Origin of the sequence: Paenibacillus sp. FSL K6-3182, from assembly GCF_037976325.1 — a bacterium.
In the GTDB taxonomy this organism is placed as follows: domain Bacteria; phylum Bacillota; class Bacilli; order Paenibacillales; family Paenibacillaceae; genus Pristimantibacillus.
Genome location: NZ_CP150265.1, coordinates 4060233 through 4077042, shown reverse-complemented (window position 1 = coordinate 4077042; position 16810 = coordinate 4060233). Strand labels below are relative to the sequence as shown.

Sequence of the window (16810 nt, the reverse complement as noted above, 5' to 3'; positions counted from 1 at the left end):
GAGAATGCTTTATGACTTGTCGAGCTTTTCCGCTCATTTGCGCCCATACAGGTAGCGGTGCTGCACCGGATAACACAAGGGCTTCCTTTCTGGAGAGCATAGCTATGCGTGCAGACGTGGCAGAAGTTGATCTTAGGGTGACAGAGGACGGTAAGGTGGTATTGCTGCATGACCATAGCCCGCTGCTTGCCGAGTTGACATTTGAGCAATTGAACCGGCCGGAAAACCGCGTAAAGCTCAGCCCAGTTTACGAAAGCCACACCATTACTACACTCGATGAAGTTCTAGGCTTGGCAAGGGAATACGGGATAAAGCTCAATTTGGATATCAAAACAGAAGCGGTAATTGAACCAGCGATTAAGAGCATAAGGAATTTTGAAATGGAGGAGTTTGTTTTTATTACGGGGTGCTCGGACGAAATTTCGAACCGCCACCGAGGAATTAAGGTTCTTTATAACACGCCGGATGTACTTACTGAACAAGAGGAACTCGACTATATCGGATGGGCGCGAATCGTTTGCGAATGGGCAAATGTAGGCGGATATTACGGCTTAAACCTGAATTACCGAACTTGCCGCAGCGAATTGGTGGAATACGCACATAGGCTGGGTTTGGCAGTGTGGGTCTATACCGTTGATGATAGGGAATCTCTTATCGAGATGATTCATTTAGGTGTCGACGAAATAACGACAAACGAGGTTAATCTGTTGAAACAATTAAAGATGGAAACAGGTTAATTCAAAAATGATAACGAAGGGAGAAGCCCTCATTGCAAACCAAAGTGGCTTTAGTTCCAACTGGAAATCGAAAAAAACAGCGTTTTGTTTATTTGTTGAAAAAAATATGGTTATACCGCTATTTGTACTTCATGCTTCTGCCTTGTCTAGCGTCCTTCATTATTTTTTCCTATATCCCAATGGGCGGATTGCTTCTGGCGTTTAAGGAATTCAAATTTAATCAAACCATACTTGAGAGTCCATGGGTCGGCTTCGAATATTTCGCAAAGTTTTTCAACGATGTTCAAAGTATGACGCTGATCAAAAACACACTCATCATCAGCTCAATGAAGCTGTTTCTCGGTTTGCCGTTCCCGATTTTACTTGCGCTAATGTTCAATGAAATTAAAAACCGTGCCTTTAAAAACATCGCCCAGAGTATTTCGTATTTACCGCATTTTATGTCATGGGTCATCGTTATTGGTTTAGTACAAAGAACATTGGCGCCGGATACTGGCTTGCTTAATGAAGCGATCACCTATTTTGGGGGGGACGGCAGCACATTCTTTATGAATGAAGCCAAATATTTTTATCAAATCATGTTCGGCAGCCACATATGGAAAACAATCGGTTGGGATTCCATTATCTATTTGGCAGCCATCGCTGGAATTAATCAAGACATGTATGAAGCGGCCAAAATTGACGGGGCAAGCAAATGGGCGGAAATATGGCATATAACCCTCCCGTCGATTCGTCCGACCATTCTCATCGTGTTTATTCTATCGCTTGGAAGCATTTTGTCAGCGGGATTCGACCAGCTATATTTGCTCAAGATGCCAGGAAACAGTGATCTGGTAGATATTCTGGATACGTATGTGATTCGCGTGGGCTTGCAGCAAGGCCAATACGGATATGCAACGGCAGTCGGTATGATGCAAGGTGTTATCGCTTTAGTTCTTGTAGTCACTGCCAATCGTTTCGCACGAAAAGTGTCCGGCACTTCGGTTTGGTAACTTGTTCGATAGAAGCATTTTTCCTTGAAGAAAGACGCTTAACCGCGTTTTTCCATATAAATTAAAAAGAGAAGGTAGGAATGGAGATATCATGTTTAAGAACAAAAATTGGGCAAGACTGTTGACGGTTCCGATTATAGCTTCCTTGTTAATTACAGGCTGTGCGGCCAAAGAAACAAATTCAACAAATTCAGGGAACAAGCAGGAAGGCATCAAAGATAACAAAGATAAACCTGCGACTTGGATTGCCGACCGCAAAATTAAAGGCTTAATCTTTATGGGGGCAGACGATTATACGGAAGAGATGAACCCGGAAGTATTAAAACAAATTAAAGAGAAAACGGGAATTGATTATCAAATTAATATAATGCCAGCCAATCGTTCGCTTGACGGCTTAATTGCTGGACTTGCTTCGGGTGACTTGCCAGACTTTATCGGATTTTATTTGAATCATAGCGGTCGACCAGAAATGCCGGTTGTACTAAAAGCTGCGCGCGAAGGCATGTTCACAGATCTGACTCCGTTTATGAAGGATACGAAAGTATACAGCAAGTATCTAGAAGATGGCTATCTGCCGCTTGATACGAAAAACGGTGTCATGTTCCGTCCAGAGTTTAACGGCTCAGCTTATTTCATGCACATGAATGTTTCGAGAGAAACAGGCTATGAAACGCGGAAAATGTTAGGCGGACCATTTATTCGCAAGGATATTGCCGAAGCGCTTAATATCGATCCAAAAACGATTACAACTTCCGAGAAGTTGTATGAGGCGGCACAAAAAATTAAAGCTGGAAATTTCAAAGACAACAATGGAAAAGACATTGCCAGCGTTATTGGTCCAAGATACTGGGGTGGAACAGAAGTTAAAGCGTTGTATAGTGACTTGACTGTAAATGTGAACCAAACCTTTGTACGGAATAAGGAAGGTAAAATTGTTCACGAGAGTCAAACGGATTACCCGCTCAAGCGTGTAGCGTTTGTTCAAAAGCTGCTGAAAGAAAAGCTGATGAATCCTGAGTTTTATACGATGGAAGAAAATCGTGCAACAGAAGGTATTTTGAACGGCTCCTTCGCGATTATTGCTGATATGCATAACTACCTTGATTTTAATAAGGATATGCATTACTTGCCGATTGGTCCATTAAATGAAGCGGACAAGCCTTACCAAATGAAGCTGAGCTATAAAACGGCTGGCGGCGCTTGGGCAATTCCTTCTTCAACTAAAAATCCTGAGGATATCGTCAAATTCGCTGACTTCTTGGCGAGCCGCGAAGGCAAGCTGCTCTGGCAATACGGAATTGAAGGAAGAGACTACACACTTGATGATAAGGGCAACCCGATTGTAAAAAATGAAGTATTGGAATTGAAAGATAAAGATTCGAAAGCCGCGAAAGCGCTTGGGTTTGCTGGCGTAGGCAACTATTGGGGCGAAATTCTTGGCAATACAGATGTTGATCGTATAGCGGATTTTGGTGAAACAGAATACGGGAATGCTGCGAAACCTAATATCAATGAGGGACCGCTCAAGATTGCTGAGTATTGGGAGTGGGATAAGAAAAGAGCGAATGCAATAATCTCAGATACGTATGCTCCAACGGCTTTCCTTGGCGAATTTGCGAAGGAAACGGAATTAAAAGCTGCACTTGATAATTATGACGAAAGCCTCAAACGTGCTTATTATGCTAAAAGCCAGGATCAAGTAACGAAAATATTGGAGTCAGCATCTGAACAATTAAAGGCTGCAGGCTTGGATGATTACTTAGCATTGCTTGAGAAAAAAGATAGCGATCCAAATACAAAAGTAGAACTATAACATTCATTAAAGCTGCTGGTGGTCTGTTTCATTCGTACATGAAATGTACTGCGATGAGACGGACCACTAACGCTAAGGACATGCTTCCGAGGCTGTTTTGCTTCGCAAATGTTGAAGGAGTGCAAATAACGTGGATAAACCATTTTATAAGATTTCTACAGGAGAAAAATTAATTCAGATTGCCATCTACGTATTGATCATTCTTTTATGTTTATCTATCATTCTTCCGTTTCTGAACATCTTTGCTTTGTCCTTTAATTCAGGCAAAGATGCGGAAAGAGGAGGCATCTATTTGTGGCCGAGATTATGGTCTATTGAAAACTATAAGGAAGTTTTCTCATCCTCCAATATTGTAAGTGCATTCGGCATTTCGTTGTTCCGAACGATTGTCGGGACATTAGCGAGCGTCTTTTTGACTGCTATGGCAGCTTACGCATTAAAGAGAAAAGCGATGCCAGGCGTTCGGTTTTTTACCATGCTTATTTTTTTCACCATGTTGTTTAGCGGTGGCATCATTCCATATTATTTGTTGTTGAAAGACTTGCATTTGACGAATACAATCTGGGTTTATATCATTCCGGGCTTGTATAGTGCATGGAATTTAATAATTATGCGGACTTTCTTCCAAGAGATCAGTCCGAGCCTCGAAGAATCTGCAAGAATTGATGGATATAATGATTTTTCAATTTTCATGAAGGTGATCATGCCGCTCAGCAGGCCGGTTGTTGCTGTCATTGCGTTATTTAACGCAGTGGGGCATTGGAATGATTGGTTTACAGGTGCCTTCTATGTTCGAGAGAGCAATCTGCGGCCTTTATCGACATTGCTGCAGGAAATGCTGACCCGGGCAGATGCGCTTCGAAATACGCTCGAGCAAGCGGCTGGTTCGACGCAATATGAAATGCTGGACAAAATTCAGGTGACAGGAAACTCGCTGAAAATGGCGACGATTATTATCGTCATCACACCGATTATTATGATTTATCCATTTATTCAGAAGTATTTTGCCAAAGGCGTTATGATCGGTTCGGTCAAAGAATAAGGCAGGAACGGAGGAACATATTGAATGACACAAGTAATCATTTCAAATCCTTATGATAAACAAGAGGGCATGTGGCTGAAAGGGAGCTTCCATAACCATACGACAAATAGTGCTTGCGGCTCTCAAACGCTTGAGACGGTTTACCGGATGTATGGGCAATACGATTTCCTCGGCATTTCCGACCACGATTTCATTACCGTTCATGAAGGAAAACGTTCAATTACGACCGTATTTGAAGCAATGGAGGTTAGCAGTCCGCAAAGGCATATGCTACTCATTAACCCTCCGCGCTCGATGATGGACAGCTATTCCAACGAGTTTTCGGTAGAACGGTATCAGCAGTATTCTGACCTTTGCACGAAGCAAGGAGGAATGAGCGTACTCGTTCATCCGAATCGTTATTATTCGCAGTATTGGCCGATTGAAGATATGCTCGCGATGCCTTACTACACCGGAATCGAGATCGTAAATGGCGAAGGAAATCCAGCGTTCGACATTGCGTTTGACAAATGGGATGCGCTGCTCTCAGCTGGGCGGAAAGTATGGGGGTTTGGCGGAGATGATTTTCATGTGTATGGGCAAGAAAAACGAACTTGGAATATGGTGCTCGCAGAGCAAAACACCAATGAGAGTATTATAGCAGCAATGAAAGCCGGAAGCTTCTATGTTTCCACAGGCTATGGGTTTGAATCAATCCATACAACGGATGGGACGATCGAGTTTAAGCTGCTTGCGAGCGAAGGATTGAACCGGATGTACAAATACGCAACCTTGTTTGGCAAAGACGGAAATGTACTATACGAGACTTCTGGTCGTTTCAATAGCGTTAGTTACAAGTGTCGTGGTGACGAAGGTTACGTAAGGGCGGCAGTTTATTTGGAAGGCGGTTTTGGCGCATTCTCTCAACCCCTATTTGTTGGATAGGGTGTACTCTCATACATGATAACAGTAGTCTGACGATAACAGCAGGGTAGTACATGAACAGGAAGAATGTGAATTTGAATGAGTAAACAGGTTGATCCGCGCCAAAAGAGCATCATCTCGATAACATGGCCTATCTTTATTGAAGCTTTATTTGGGATGCTGATTGGAACGGTCGATACGATGATGCTAAGCAGCTACTCTGATGGAGCAGTGGCAGCGGTTGGGATAGCTAACCAGATTTTAGTTGTAGTGGGCTTGATGTTTGGCTTTGTTACGGTGGGTACAAGTGTCATTCTCAATCAATGGCTCGGCGCAGGCAACTTGCATGGCGCCGATCGAATCGGGAGAACGGCGCTTACTTTGAATGTTATGCTCGGTTTAATAGCTAGCGCAGGATTGATTGTCTATGCCGACGTGTTTTTAGCGCTTTTTAAAGTGCCCGAGGATGTGATGGCAGAAGGAGTCAGCTATTTATCGATTGTCGGCAGCTCCGTCTTCATCACAGCAATCAGCATGACGTTAGGTACTATTTTACGATGCCGCGGTATAGTGAAAGAAATGATGTTCATCGCATTGGGGATAAATGTACTGCATATTACTTTAAATTATCTGGTGCTGATGGAGCCCTTCGGCTTACCTAATTTAGGTGTAGAAGGAGTAGCAGCATCTACATGGATAACCCGTGCCATAGGGATGATCGCTTATTTGATTTTATGTATTCGAAGCTTGGAGTATAAGGTTGGCTTGATTAGTCCATTTAAGATTCAAAGAAAAAATATTGGCCTTATATTTAAATTAGGTATTCCTTCGGCAGGTGAGCATGTTTCTTATAATCTTTCACAGGTTGTAATCACATATCTAATCACGCTGATCGGTACGGCAGCGTTAACGACAAAAATTTATTCGCAGAGCATAACTTCTTTTGTTTTTGTTTTTTCAATGGCAATAGGTCAAGGAACGCAAATTATTGTTGGACATCTGATTGGAGCCCATCAGAAGGATGATGCTTATCGATCCAGTATTCAAAGTTTGAAGCTGGCGTTTGTCATTTCGCTTGCGCTTGGTATTTTCATCTATAGCTTCTCAGGTCTATTGCTCAGCCTCTTTACTAATGATGCAGAAATTATATTGTTAGGCAAGCAGCTCATGTTGTTATCGATTATGCTGGAGCCGGCTCGGGCTTGCAACATGGTGCTTATCAGTTGTCTAAATGCGGCTGGAGATGTGAAATTTCCAGTTGCTGCCGGGTTAGTATCCATGTGGGGGATTAGTGTACCGCTTGCATACGTGTTCGGGATTGTGTTCGACATGGGGTTGGTAGGAATATGGTTGGCCTTTTCAATCGATGAATGGATAAGAGCTTTACTGATGCTCTACAGATGGAGGAGACGTTCTTGGCAAAAGGTCGATATTTTGGCGAAACTTGCTTAACTAGAAAGAGTAACTGTATGAAAATACGGATACTCTTTTTTTGTGTTTAAACCGTTATATTTTGAAAATGTGATTGGAAATTCATCTATTTTAATTATAAAAAAATCAGCACCTTTGACAAAAATCATGTAGTGAACAGCTAAATAAATATTAATAATGAAGAAAAATGAAAGTATTCTAATAAACCAATTGCAGGATTATGGTAAAAACAATCGAATTTAACGATACTATAAGGTTTATTCACATGCCGAGTTCTGTATATCGGAAACGGGGGAACCACCCAGGGTGAATTGCTTAATGTATTTTTTTAAGCATAGGGATCTTCAACCGAACCCATAAGCTAACCTCGTAGGCACCGAAGGGAGAAGTTGTTTTGAAGAAGGGTTTTATTTTATTGTTATCCTGCTTGCTGCTGCTTACTGGAGGAGGAAGCGTGCTTGCAGATAAGTCGGACAAGTCAGTGCTTACGAATTCCATAAGCGAGGTTGTTGGAACTCCTTATAAATGGGGAGGCACAACGAGCAAAGGGTTTGACTGCTCGGGTTTTATTCTACATATTTTTAATCAATTTGATGTTAAGCTGCCTAGAACATCTCAATCGCAATCAGACACAGGCACAGAGGTCAATAAAGATGAACTACGCGTGGGTGATCTAGTGTTCTTCAACACAAGCGGCAAAGGCGTTTCTCATGCGGGCATTTACATTGGGGATGGGAAATTTGCTCATTCTTCTACAAGCAAAGGGGTTACGATTACAAATCTTAACGATTCTTATTACGCAAAGCGTTATGTAACAGCAAGGCGTGTCGTAACGGAAGATACATTTGCTGCGATGATGGAGTCTAAATAAAGCGTAATGATTTTACAAACCACCTTACGAGGTGGTTTTTTTTTATGTAACCATTTATTAAGTATTTGTTAAAGGGTTGTAAGTCAATAATTCGCAAGCTTACAATGTAAGTATCATGAGTAATGGAATGAGGCTATAGGATTGAAAAGAGGAACAATCGCATCTTTGGTAGAGGTACTGGCTGTATCTACTAAACTAGGACTTACCTCATTTGGAGGTCCGATAGCCCATCTGGGTTATTTTCACAATGAGTATATTCGTCGCCGTAAATGGATGGATGAAAGAAGTTATGCAGACCTCGTTGCTTTATGTCAGTTTCTACCCGGGCCAGCCAGCAGTCAAGTTGGGATCGGTATAGGGATAGTTAGGGCTGGGTTATTGGGCGGACTAGTGGCTTGGTTAGGGTTCACACTGCCATCGATCATTGCATTAGTGGCCTTTGCTTTTCTGCTGCAAGGATTTGATCTTGGAAACACAGGTTGGATTCATGGATTGAAAATTGTAGCGGTGGCCATCGTTGCTCATGCCATTCTAGGGATGGGGCAGAAACTAACACCGGATCGAAATAGAGCTACGATAGCAGTCATCGCTGCTGCGGTAACGTTATATTGGCAAGCGGCCTATAGTCAAGTAATCATTATTGCTGCAGCTGGACTGATCGGGGTATGGTTATATCGTATGAAAACAGTCGAGGGAACTCCTGATCTGAACATTCGAATTAGCCGTTCCCTTGCGATCTCCTGCCTCGTTATATTTCTCACGCTTCTAATTGTTTTGCCATTTCTAAGGCAATGGGGAAATATGGAATGGATTGCGATGTTCGATAGCTATTATCGTGCAGGCTCACTGGTGTTTGGAGGCGGACATGTTGTGCTGCCGCTACTTGAGAATGAAGTTGTCTTTACCGGATGGGTTAATGAATCGGATTTTTTAGCAGGTTATAGCGCTGCGCAGGCTGTTCCTGGACCACTTTTTACATTCGCTAGTTATCTTGGTACTCTCTCTGGTGGATTAACTGGAGCCATTGTTGCAACTACTGCAATTTTTTTGCCGGCATTTCTTCTCGTTGCTGGAACATTGCCGTTTTGGAATATGTTGCGAAATAACTCAAAAATCCAAGGTGCATTAGTTGGCGTTAACGCCGCTGTAGTTGGCATATTGCTGGCTGCACTGTATGATCCGCTTTGGACTAGCGCGATAGTAGAGTCAGGTGATTTTATGCTGGCTGCCGTATTGTTTATTATGCTTGTTTTTTGGAAGCTTCCACCTTGGATGATTGTTGTGGCCGGTGCATTAGGCGGAATGGTCCTTGAACTTATTTAATAATTAATCAATTGATAAAAACCTCTAATCCGCGATAACGGATTAGAGGTTTTTTATTTGAATTGAATCTGCCTACATGACGGATTTTGCAGCAATGCTCAATTGCTCTTTAATGAGGTCAGCGGTGAGTTGTCCGGATAAAGTGACCATCGGGACACCGCCACCGGGGTGCGTTGATCCGCCAACGAAATAAAGATTATCGAGCAGCTTGCTTTTGCTTGGAATTTTGAAGCCGCCGTTAAGCTTGCGGTCCGTTACGATGCCGTAGATGGAACCGCCATTAGAACCATAAAGCTGCTGAATATCATCTGGAGTGAACGTATATTCAAACTCAATATGCTGTCTCAGCTCCGTTAATCCCATACGTTCGAGCTTATTCAGAACTAGGTCTCTGTAAGCCGCCTTCTGTGACTCAAAGCTTTCTCCAGGTTTGAGCGGCGGCACATGAGTAAGCACAAATAGATTTTCTTTGCCCTGCGGCGCCTGTCCAGGATCGGTTTTGCTTGAAACCCCGATGTACACTGTTGGATCATCTGTAGGTTTGCCTTCGACAAATATATCGTTGAACTCTTTATCTGGATCTTCAGAGAAGAAGAAATTATGGTGCAGAAGCTGTTCATACACTTTATCCACGCCAAGAAGCAGCACAAGTCCTGATACAGTAGGCTCGTATTTAGCTAAATCCTTTACGCGGTCGGCCGATTTCGGATGATGCTGCAGCAGTGTCTGATGCGCTGGAATTGCCTCAAGATTAGACACAATCAGATCAGCTTCTATTACGCTGCCATCTTCTAAAGTTACTCCTGTTGCGGTTTGGTCGACTGTATTCATTTGAGCAACTGGAGCTGAAGTGCGAACCTCCACACCGAGCTCATCAAGCAGCTTAAGCATACCCTCCGCAATTCGGTACATACCGCCTTCTACATAATAGATGCCAAGCCCCATTTGTACATAGATTAATTGTGACAGCACAGCGGGAGCGGCATAAGGCGAGGAACCGATATACATGATGAAAAAATCGAACAATTGACGCAAATGCTTGTCCTTCAGAAAGCGGTTTGTCGTCTGATGCATCGTCTTCATCGGGTCCATCGCTAACAGTTCCTTCATACTGTGGTGACGCCGTAGGTCGCTCAGACCACTAAGGCTCTTGTTATAAAAGCTTTTTGTGTTGAGCTGATACATTTGCTGACAATAATCCAAATAAGAGAGGAATTGCTGTGCATCAACCGGTGAGATTTGTTCGAATTGCTTGATTAGGTCAGGGAAGTCACCTGTTATATCAAGTGTTACCCCATCTTCGAAAAAAGTTCTCCACTGAGGTTCAACACGAACCAGCTTCATATAATCCTCTAGATTGCGGCCAGCACTTTCAAACAGCTGTTCGAGCACCCAAGGCATCGTCAGAATAGAAGGACCTGTATCGAAAGTGTAGCCTTGCCCTGATCTTATGTTTAATTTGCCGCCAACGCGTTCATTTTTTTCTAATATGGTCACTTGATGCCCATCTACAGAGAGGCGAATAGCAGCTGATAGTCCGCCGAGTCCGCCTCCGACGACAATAATCTTTTTGCTCATAGGAGCACTTCCTCTCATCATTGGTCATTTAGCCGAAACGATGCAGATGACAAACTATATACACAATCGTATAATCGTTGTAGAACTAACGTAAAAGGTTAATGCGATAAGCAGAATGCGTGATATGCATTTAACCAACACTTTTCCATTTTAAGTATTAACAAATTTTACCTATAACATGCAGCTTTTGCAGGATCAAATCTTCGGATAGCTCCTGCTATTTCGTCGTTAAACGACGAGAATGAGGCTATAAAAAGAGCGAATAATGGCTGTATAGTTTGAATGCCATCATTTTCACCAAAGATAGGGCTGTGGTTGTAAGTTTGTATAACCATTATTAACTGCCAAATGGAATGACCTAATCAGCCTGGTGAAAGGTGGTACACAACTTTGGGGAAAATGAGCTGTTTGTATAAGAAAACATGGATTAACGAGTCATATAAGGAGTTTTGGTACCTTTCATACAGAGGATTAGATCTATGATTGGGAATGTTGTGCTGTTGCTTGGCGGACTTATTTGTGGTGCTTGGCTGCTGAACAAAATCCGACCATTAGAAGAGGACTCGGTGCTTTTCACAAAGAACGATAGAAAGAGTCTCCCAAGCATTTCAGTTATCATTCCAGCTAGAAATGAAGAGAGAAACCTGACACAGTTATTTCCATCAATAAAGGGTCAGCAGTTCGCTCCATATGAAGTGATTGTAGTAGATGATGGATCAACTGATCGAACAGCAGCCATCGCTGAATCATTTGGTGCAATCGTTGTAAACCCGGGCGAGCTGCCGGATGGTTGGCTTGGTAAAAGCTGGGCGTGCTGGAATGGCGCGCAGGCAGCAAGCGGTCATTTACTTATTTTCCTTGATGCAGATACTTGTTTAGAGGATGCTGGGTTGGCGGTGCTGGCTGAGGCCCATTCAAAGCAGAACGGGCTGCTTTCGATCCAGCCTTACCACAAGATGAAGCGGCCCTATGAATGGTTGTCAGCTTTCTTCAACATCATCGTCTTAGCAGCGGTTGGAGCACCTCAAACTGCTGCGGCAACAAAGAAGAAGGCTGTAGGCGCTTTCGGTCCTTGTATAGTCTGTACCCGAGAATCATATTTTCAAACAGGTGGGCACGAGGCTGTTCGTGAGCGTATTCTCGAAAATTACAGCTTAGGCCTTCTATTTGCTGAGCAGCAAACGGTTCGAAATTGTAGCGGAAAAAGCGTTATTGCTTTCCGAATGTACCCGGAAGGCATTCGGCAATTGTGTGCAGGCTGGAGTAAAAGCTTCGCATCAGGTGCATCTTCTACGACAACGCTGCGTTTACTAGCTATAATCTGGTGGCTAACTGGTTCGATTACGGTTGTTACACAATGGTTGAATCCTCAAATTTGGCGATCAAGCGACCATATAACGATAGGAATAATCAGCTACCTCGCTTATGTTTTGTTAATAAATATACAGTTAAGCCGAGCTGGAAATTTTGGTTTCCAGACCGCTTTCCTGTTTCCTATACCGCTTCTCTTTTTTATGGGAATCTTCGCTAGTTCAACGCTGCAAACCTTTTTTCGCCGCAAGGTCACATGGAAAGGTCGCTCGATTTCAACTATGAAGGGAAGCGGGCGAAAGTGAGAATTTTTGAATTTTCACCGTTTTGGACATTGGTTGTAAATATTTTTGCATGGCTGCTTGTGCATATGGGTGTGTCCTATTTGTTTTTGAAAATGCCTGATGCTTGGTTCAGTCGCACTGCTGATCGCATGAAGCCTCAGACAAAGAGGCGCAGAGAAGAATTGGTTTATGAACGATTGATATTCATTCGTGTTTGGAAAGACAAACTGCCAGACGGAGGAAGCTTGTTTCAAGGAGGCTTTGCCAAGAAAAAATTAGCTGTCCTTGAGAAAGCTTACTTGCAGACCTTTATACTTGAAACGCGGCGCGGAGAGTGGACTCACATCATATCGATGCTGCCTGCGCCACTATTTTTCCTATGGAACGAAAGCATATATGGCTGGATCATGATCGTTTATGCCATTGTCGCCAATGTCCCATTTATCATTGTACAGCGCTATAATCGTTTTCGGCTGCAGCGCATTTTTTGGAAACTGAAGGAAAAGAGTGAAATGTAATGATGTACACAATCAGACAAGCTTCAACACTGCTAGGTATTCCTGCAGTTACGATTCGTGCTTGGGAAACAAGATATGAAGCGATTAAGCCCATTCGGACAGAAACAGGCTATCGCCTCTTTGATGATAAAAATATGGAGGATTTACGCTTCCTCAAAAACCAGACGGATGAGAAAGGTGTAACGATTTCGCAAGCTGTTAGACTGCTAAAGGAACAGCAGCTTTTGCGCGAGCGTATGTTGGAAACGAAGACAGAGACCCATGCTATAGTTGGGGCTGAAGAGGCTCATCAAGAGATGGTGGAGCGCTTATATAACACGCTTTGCAACTTTCGTACGGAACAAGCAAAAACGATGGTTGATTTAGGGTTTTCCATGTATGGCTATGACATTATGATCTATCAAATCTTATTTTCAGTAATGATTAAAGTCGGCACGGAGTGGGAAGAAGGCAGAGCTTCTGTCGCGCAGGAGCACTTTATTACACAGTTCGTGATTCAGCGTTGTCTTAGTTTCTTTCAACTTTTTCCGATTGATAATCGATTGCCCCGCATGCTTGCTTTATGTCCATCTGGTGAACATCACCAAGCAGGACTACTTTTATTTTCTTTATTTTTGCGTAAAAAAGGGGCTGACGTGCTGTATCTTGGACCAGATACTCCGGAGGATGGCATTACAGAGTTGATTAAGTCGCAGCAAATTCGAGTCCTATGTATATCGTTAACTGACGCAAACTTGATGGAACCCACTTTTGCTTTTATAAACCGTTTATTGGCTCATCATGCTGATCTGGAGATAGTTTTAGGCGGACAAGGTTTCCAAGGCGTACCAGAACCTTATTCAGATTGGGTGCTGCCGAATGGCAATCAAGAAGAATGGGAAAGATGGTTTAAAGATAAGGTTTTAGGGTTAAGTTTCCAATTCTAATAAATAAATTAACTTTACAGACTATTATCGAGTATGTATTATGTTTGTATAATGTTTGTATAGTTAATTCGTTTTATTGGAAAGGAGAATTTGTATGGACAAGGGAATCGTGGCCGTTATTGGAGCAGGCCCTGGCGGTTTAGCAGCTGCAATGGAGCTGGCTGGCCGAGGTTACCGAGTTACCGTCTATGAGAAGCAGCCCTATATAGGTGGGAGGACCTCCAGGCTTCAGCTGGGGGAGTATTTTTTTGATCGAGGACCTACGTTTTTCATGATGCCGCACCTGCTTGAAGAAATGTTTCAATCTGTAAATCGCTCCTTGTACGACTATGTTGAGCTCATTGCGCTTGATCCGCTATATAGGCTGCAATTCGGCGATGTTGCATTCTCACCGACACGGGACGAGAAGCAGATGGTTGAGAGGATCGAGGCGCTATTTCCCGGCAACGGTAAAGGTTATCTTCAGTTTATGAAAGAGGAGGGGGAGAAATATAACAAGGTTTCCCCGCTGCTGCAGCGGCCTTTCAGCAAGCTAAGCGACTATATTTCTCGGGATGTGTTTCAAGCGCTGCCGCGGCTGAATGCGGTAGGAAGCGTGTATGACAGACTTTCACGTTATTTTACAGATGAAAGGCTGAAATATGCTTTTACTTTCCAAGCAAAATATTTAGGCATGTCGCCATGGGAATGCCCGGGTACATTTACAATTCTCGCATATTTGGAACATAAATTTGGCCTTTTTCATCCCGTTGGAGGCGTTAACCGCGTCTGCGAGGCAATGGCTGAAGTGATTCGCGAGTACGATGGCGAGATTGTTACCTCCTGCGGTGTGCAAAGAGTGCTGAGCCGCAGCGGAAAAGCAGTGGGTCTGCTTTTGGAAAATGGTGAAAAAATAGAAGCGGATCATATCATCATCAATGCTGATTTTGCAACCGCTATGAACCACTTGTTTGAACCGGGTGAGCTTAAGAAATACAGTCCGGCAAAGCTTGCCAAGAAGAAATATTCTTGCTCTACTTATATGCTCTACCTCGGAGTAAATCGTGAAATACATATGCCGCACCATAACATTTTATTTGCCAACAACTATCGCCAAAACGTACATGAAATCATGACAAAAAAGATGCTGTCTTCAGACGCATCTATTTATATACATAATCCAGGGCTTAACGATCCAACGCTGGCGCCTATTGGGAAAACCGCTTTATACGCGCTTATGCCGGTACCGAATCTGACTGCGAATATCAGTTGGGAGGAACAGCGGAAACTCGTTAGAGAAAAGATGATCGAGCGTATGGAGCAGGAGCCAGAGCTTGCAGGCTTCTCGGCTGACATCGAGGAGGAAGCCATCATTACACCATTAGATTGGCGCAATGATCATCATGTCTATGAAGGAGCAACGTTTAATCTTGCACATTCACTGGATCAAATGATGAAGCTTCGTCCACATAACCGCTTCGAAGAGCTCGCTAATTGTTGGCTTGTAGGGGGAGGAACTCACCCTGGCAGCGGCTTGCCGACGATCTTCGAATCAGCGCGCATTAGTACCCGTCTACTTATGGCGCAGGATGATAGTGAACGTATAAGGGTTGGCGGAGCTTCAGCAGTCATCCACTCACAGAAGGAGGCCTTTCGGTGGGAGTAGCTTTTGTCGGTGGTGGAATAGGCAGTTTAACAGCAGCTCTGCTGCTTAGCAAGCAAGGCAAGCAGGTTACTATTTATGAAAGAGGCTCCCGGCTTGGCGGTAGATTAGCTTTTCAGGAAGGCGGAGGCTATCGGATCGATCAAGGCCCTACAATTGTGCTGTTGCCTGAAATGCTGCTTAGTATTTTGGAGGAAGCTGGAATCGAGCGATCACGCATACCTCTGCTCGAATGCGATCCGCTTTACCGTATTCATTATGCAGACGGCACAGTATTTCACAAATGGCGGAATCAGCAGCGACAGATCGAAGAGCTGGAGCGAATGTTTCCAGAGGAAGTTGATGGCTTTCAGCGTTATATGGCGGACATGGAAGTGGCTTTTAAACAAGGAAAGGAAGCTTTTCTGGAACGTCCATTTTTGCGAAAACGAGAGTTCTATACTTTTCGAAACTTAACGTTATTAACGAAGCTTAAAGCTTACAAAAGCGTGCGTTCCTTTGCAGGACGATATTTCCGAAGTGAGAAGCTGCTTGATGCGTTCTCTCTACAAACCTTATACATAGGCGGCGCTCCTTTTCAATCTCCGGGATTGTATACGTTATTGCCCTTCGCTGAACATGCTTATGGTATTTGGTATGTAAAAGGAGGTTATGCCGGAATCGTATCCATTTTGGAAGAGGAGCTGCGGAGTAGAGGGGTTCAAATCAAGACAGAAACTCAGATTGAGCAATTGGTACTTGAGAATGGGCGCTGCATTGGCGTGATAGACGAAGGCGGCAGGGAAATGCTGCATGATACGATTGTATATAACGGTGATTTTCCTCATCTAGCCTCATTGATGCCAAAGAACACTGTTCCAATGAAAGCCTATAAGCCGTCTTCAGGAACAATCTTGATCTATTTAGGCTTAAACAAACAGTGGGAGCAAGCTTCTGTTCACCAGTTTTTTTTGCCTGACAATTTACAGAGCGGATTAAAACAAATTTTTCAAAACAATCAGCTTCCGCAAGATCCATCCTTTTACATATTTTATCCATCAGCTATGGATATGGAAGCAGCACCTCCGGGTGAGAGCGTCATGTATATGCTAATTCCCGCTCCGCCGCACGGTTCTGTAGCGTGGGAGGATGAAGTGCCTGCGTTAGTCGAGCGTGTAATTGATGAGGCTGAGAAGAGGGGCTTTCCCGGCTTGAGAGCTGCGATTCAATGGAAGGAAGTAAGGACGCCGCAGGACGCGGAGTCGGATGGTCTCTATCATGGGGGCAGCTTCGGCATCGCGCCAACATTTGGACAGTCGGCAGTGTTCCGTCCACAAATCGTGCCATATCCGATAAAAGGATTGTATGCTGTAGGGGCATCGGTGCATCCTGGCGGTGGAATCCCGATTGTTATGCAAGGTGCCAGATTGCTAGCCAACTATTTGTTAAAGGAGTGACCT

14 protein-coding genes and 1 riboswitch are annotated in these 16810 nt (G+C 43.6%); of the genes, 13 read left to right on the top strand and 1 reads right to left on the bottom strand.

What is annotated here, in order from left to right; all coding sequences use genetic code 11:
• Positions 1-11: 11 nt before the first annotated feature.
• The 8 genes from MHH56_RS17985 (at position 12) to MHH56_RS17950 (ending at position 9112) form a co-directional block, all read left to right on the top strand.
• Positions 12-737 (top strand): glycerophosphodiester phosphodiesterase, encoded by a 726-nt coding sequence (locus tag MHH56_RS17985; RefSeq protein WP_339202925.1) that lies wholly within the window; start codon positions 12-14, stop codon positions 735-737.
• Positions 738-781: 44 nt separating this feature from the next.
• A complete protein-coding gene (locus tag MHH56_RS17980) occupies positions 782-1729 on the top strand; it encodes an ABC transporter permease subunit (RefSeq protein ID WP_339209648.1) in 948 nt (315 codons plus the stop codon).
• 91 nt (positions 1730-1820) lie between these two features.
• Positions 1821-3542, top strand: a complete 1722-nt coding sequence (locus MHH56_RS17975; protein WP_339202923.1) for an extracellular solute-binding protein — start codon at positions 1821-1823, stop codon at positions 3540-3542.
• A 151-nt stretch (positions 3543-3693) separates the two neighbouring features.
• A complete protein-coding gene (locus MHH56_RS17970) occupies positions 3694-4584 on the top strand; it encodes a carbohydrate ABC transporter permease (RefSeq protein WP_339209647.1) in 891 nt (296 codons plus the stop codon).
• A gap of 24 nt (positions 4585-4608) precedes the next feature.
• Positions 4609-5508 carry a phosphoesterase gene (locus MHH56_RS17965; RefSeq protein ID WP_339202922.1) on the top strand — a complete coding sequence of 300 codons (900 nt, stop codon included), beginning with the start codon at positions 4609-4611 and terminating at the stop codon, positions 5506-5508.
• A 78-nt stretch (positions 5509-5586) separates the two neighbouring features.
• Entirely contained in the window at positions 5587-6939 is a 1353-nt protein-coding gene (locus tag MHH56_RS17960; protein WP_339202919.1) for an MATE family efflux transporter, read from the top strand.
• A gap of 235 nt (positions 6940-7174) precedes the next feature.
• Positions 7175-7309: riboswitch (cyclic di-AMP (ydaO/yuaA leader) on the top strand.
• A 3-nt stretch (positions 7310-7312) separates the two neighbouring features.
• Positions 7313-7789, top strand: coding sequence for a C40 family peptidase (locus tag MHH56_RS17955; RefSeq protein ID WP_339202917.1), 477 nt, complete (start codon positions 7313-7315; stop codon positions 7787-7789).
• Between the two features lie 141 nt (positions 7790-7930).
• Positions 7931-9112, top strand: a complete 1182-nt coding sequence (locus MHH56_RS17950; RefSeq protein ID WP_339202916.1) for a chromate transporter — start codon at positions 7931-7933, stop codon at positions 9110-9112.
• Positions 9113-9184: 72 nt separating this feature from the next.
• Here the strand turns inward: MHH56_RS17950 and crtI (MHH56_RS17945) are convergent, their stop codons facing one another.
• A complete protein-coding gene (gene crtI / locus MHH56_RS17945) occupies positions 9185-10690 on the bottom strand; it encodes a phytoene desaturase family protein (protein WP_339202915.1) in 1506 nt (501 codons plus the stop codon).
• Positions 10691-11169: 479 nt separating this feature from the next.
• Between crtI (MHH56_RS17945) and MHH56_RS17940 the strand changes: the two genes are divergently transcribed.
• The 5 genes from MHH56_RS17940 to crtI (MHH56_RS17920) all read left to right on the top strand — a co-directional run bounded on the left by MHH56_RS17940 (position 11170) and on the right by crtI (MHH56_RS17920) (position 16807).
• A complete protein-coding gene (locus MHH56_RS17940) occupies positions 11170-12306 on the top strand; it encodes a glycosyltransferase (protein WP_339202914.1) in 1137 nt (378 codons plus the stop codon).
• The gene (locus tag MHH56_RS17935) at positions 12303-12803 is read left to right on the top strand and encodes a glycosyl-4,4'-diaponeurosporenoate acyltransferase (protein WP_339202912.1); all 501 of its coding nucleotides are present in this window, start codon (positions 12303-12305) and stop codon (positions 12801-12803) included. The genes MHH56_RS17940 and MHH56_RS17935 overlap by 4 nt, the downstream gene beginning before the upstream one ends.
• Complete coding sequence (locus MHH56_RS17930; RefSeq protein WP_339202910.1) at positions 12803-13729, top strand: cobalamin B12-binding domain-containing protein; 927 nt, start codon at positions 12803-12805, stop codon at positions 13727-13729. The genes MHH56_RS17935 and MHH56_RS17930 overlap by 1 nt, the downstream gene beginning before the upstream one ends.
• 94 nt (positions 13730-13823) lie before the next feature.
• Entirely contained in the window at positions 13824-15374 is a 1551-nt protein-coding gene (gene crtI, locus MHH56_RS17925; RefSeq protein WP_339202908.1) for a phytoene desaturase family protein, read from the top strand.
• Positions 15365-16807 (top strand): phytoene desaturase family protein, encoded by a 1443-nt coding sequence (crtI, locus tag MHH56_RS17920; protein ID WP_339202906.1) that lies wholly within the window; start codon positions 15365-15367, stop codon positions 16805-16807. Before crtI (MHH56_RS17925) ends, crtI (MHH56_RS17920) begins: the two co-directional genes overlap by 10 nt.
• Positions 16808-16810 lie beyond the last annotated feature (3 nt).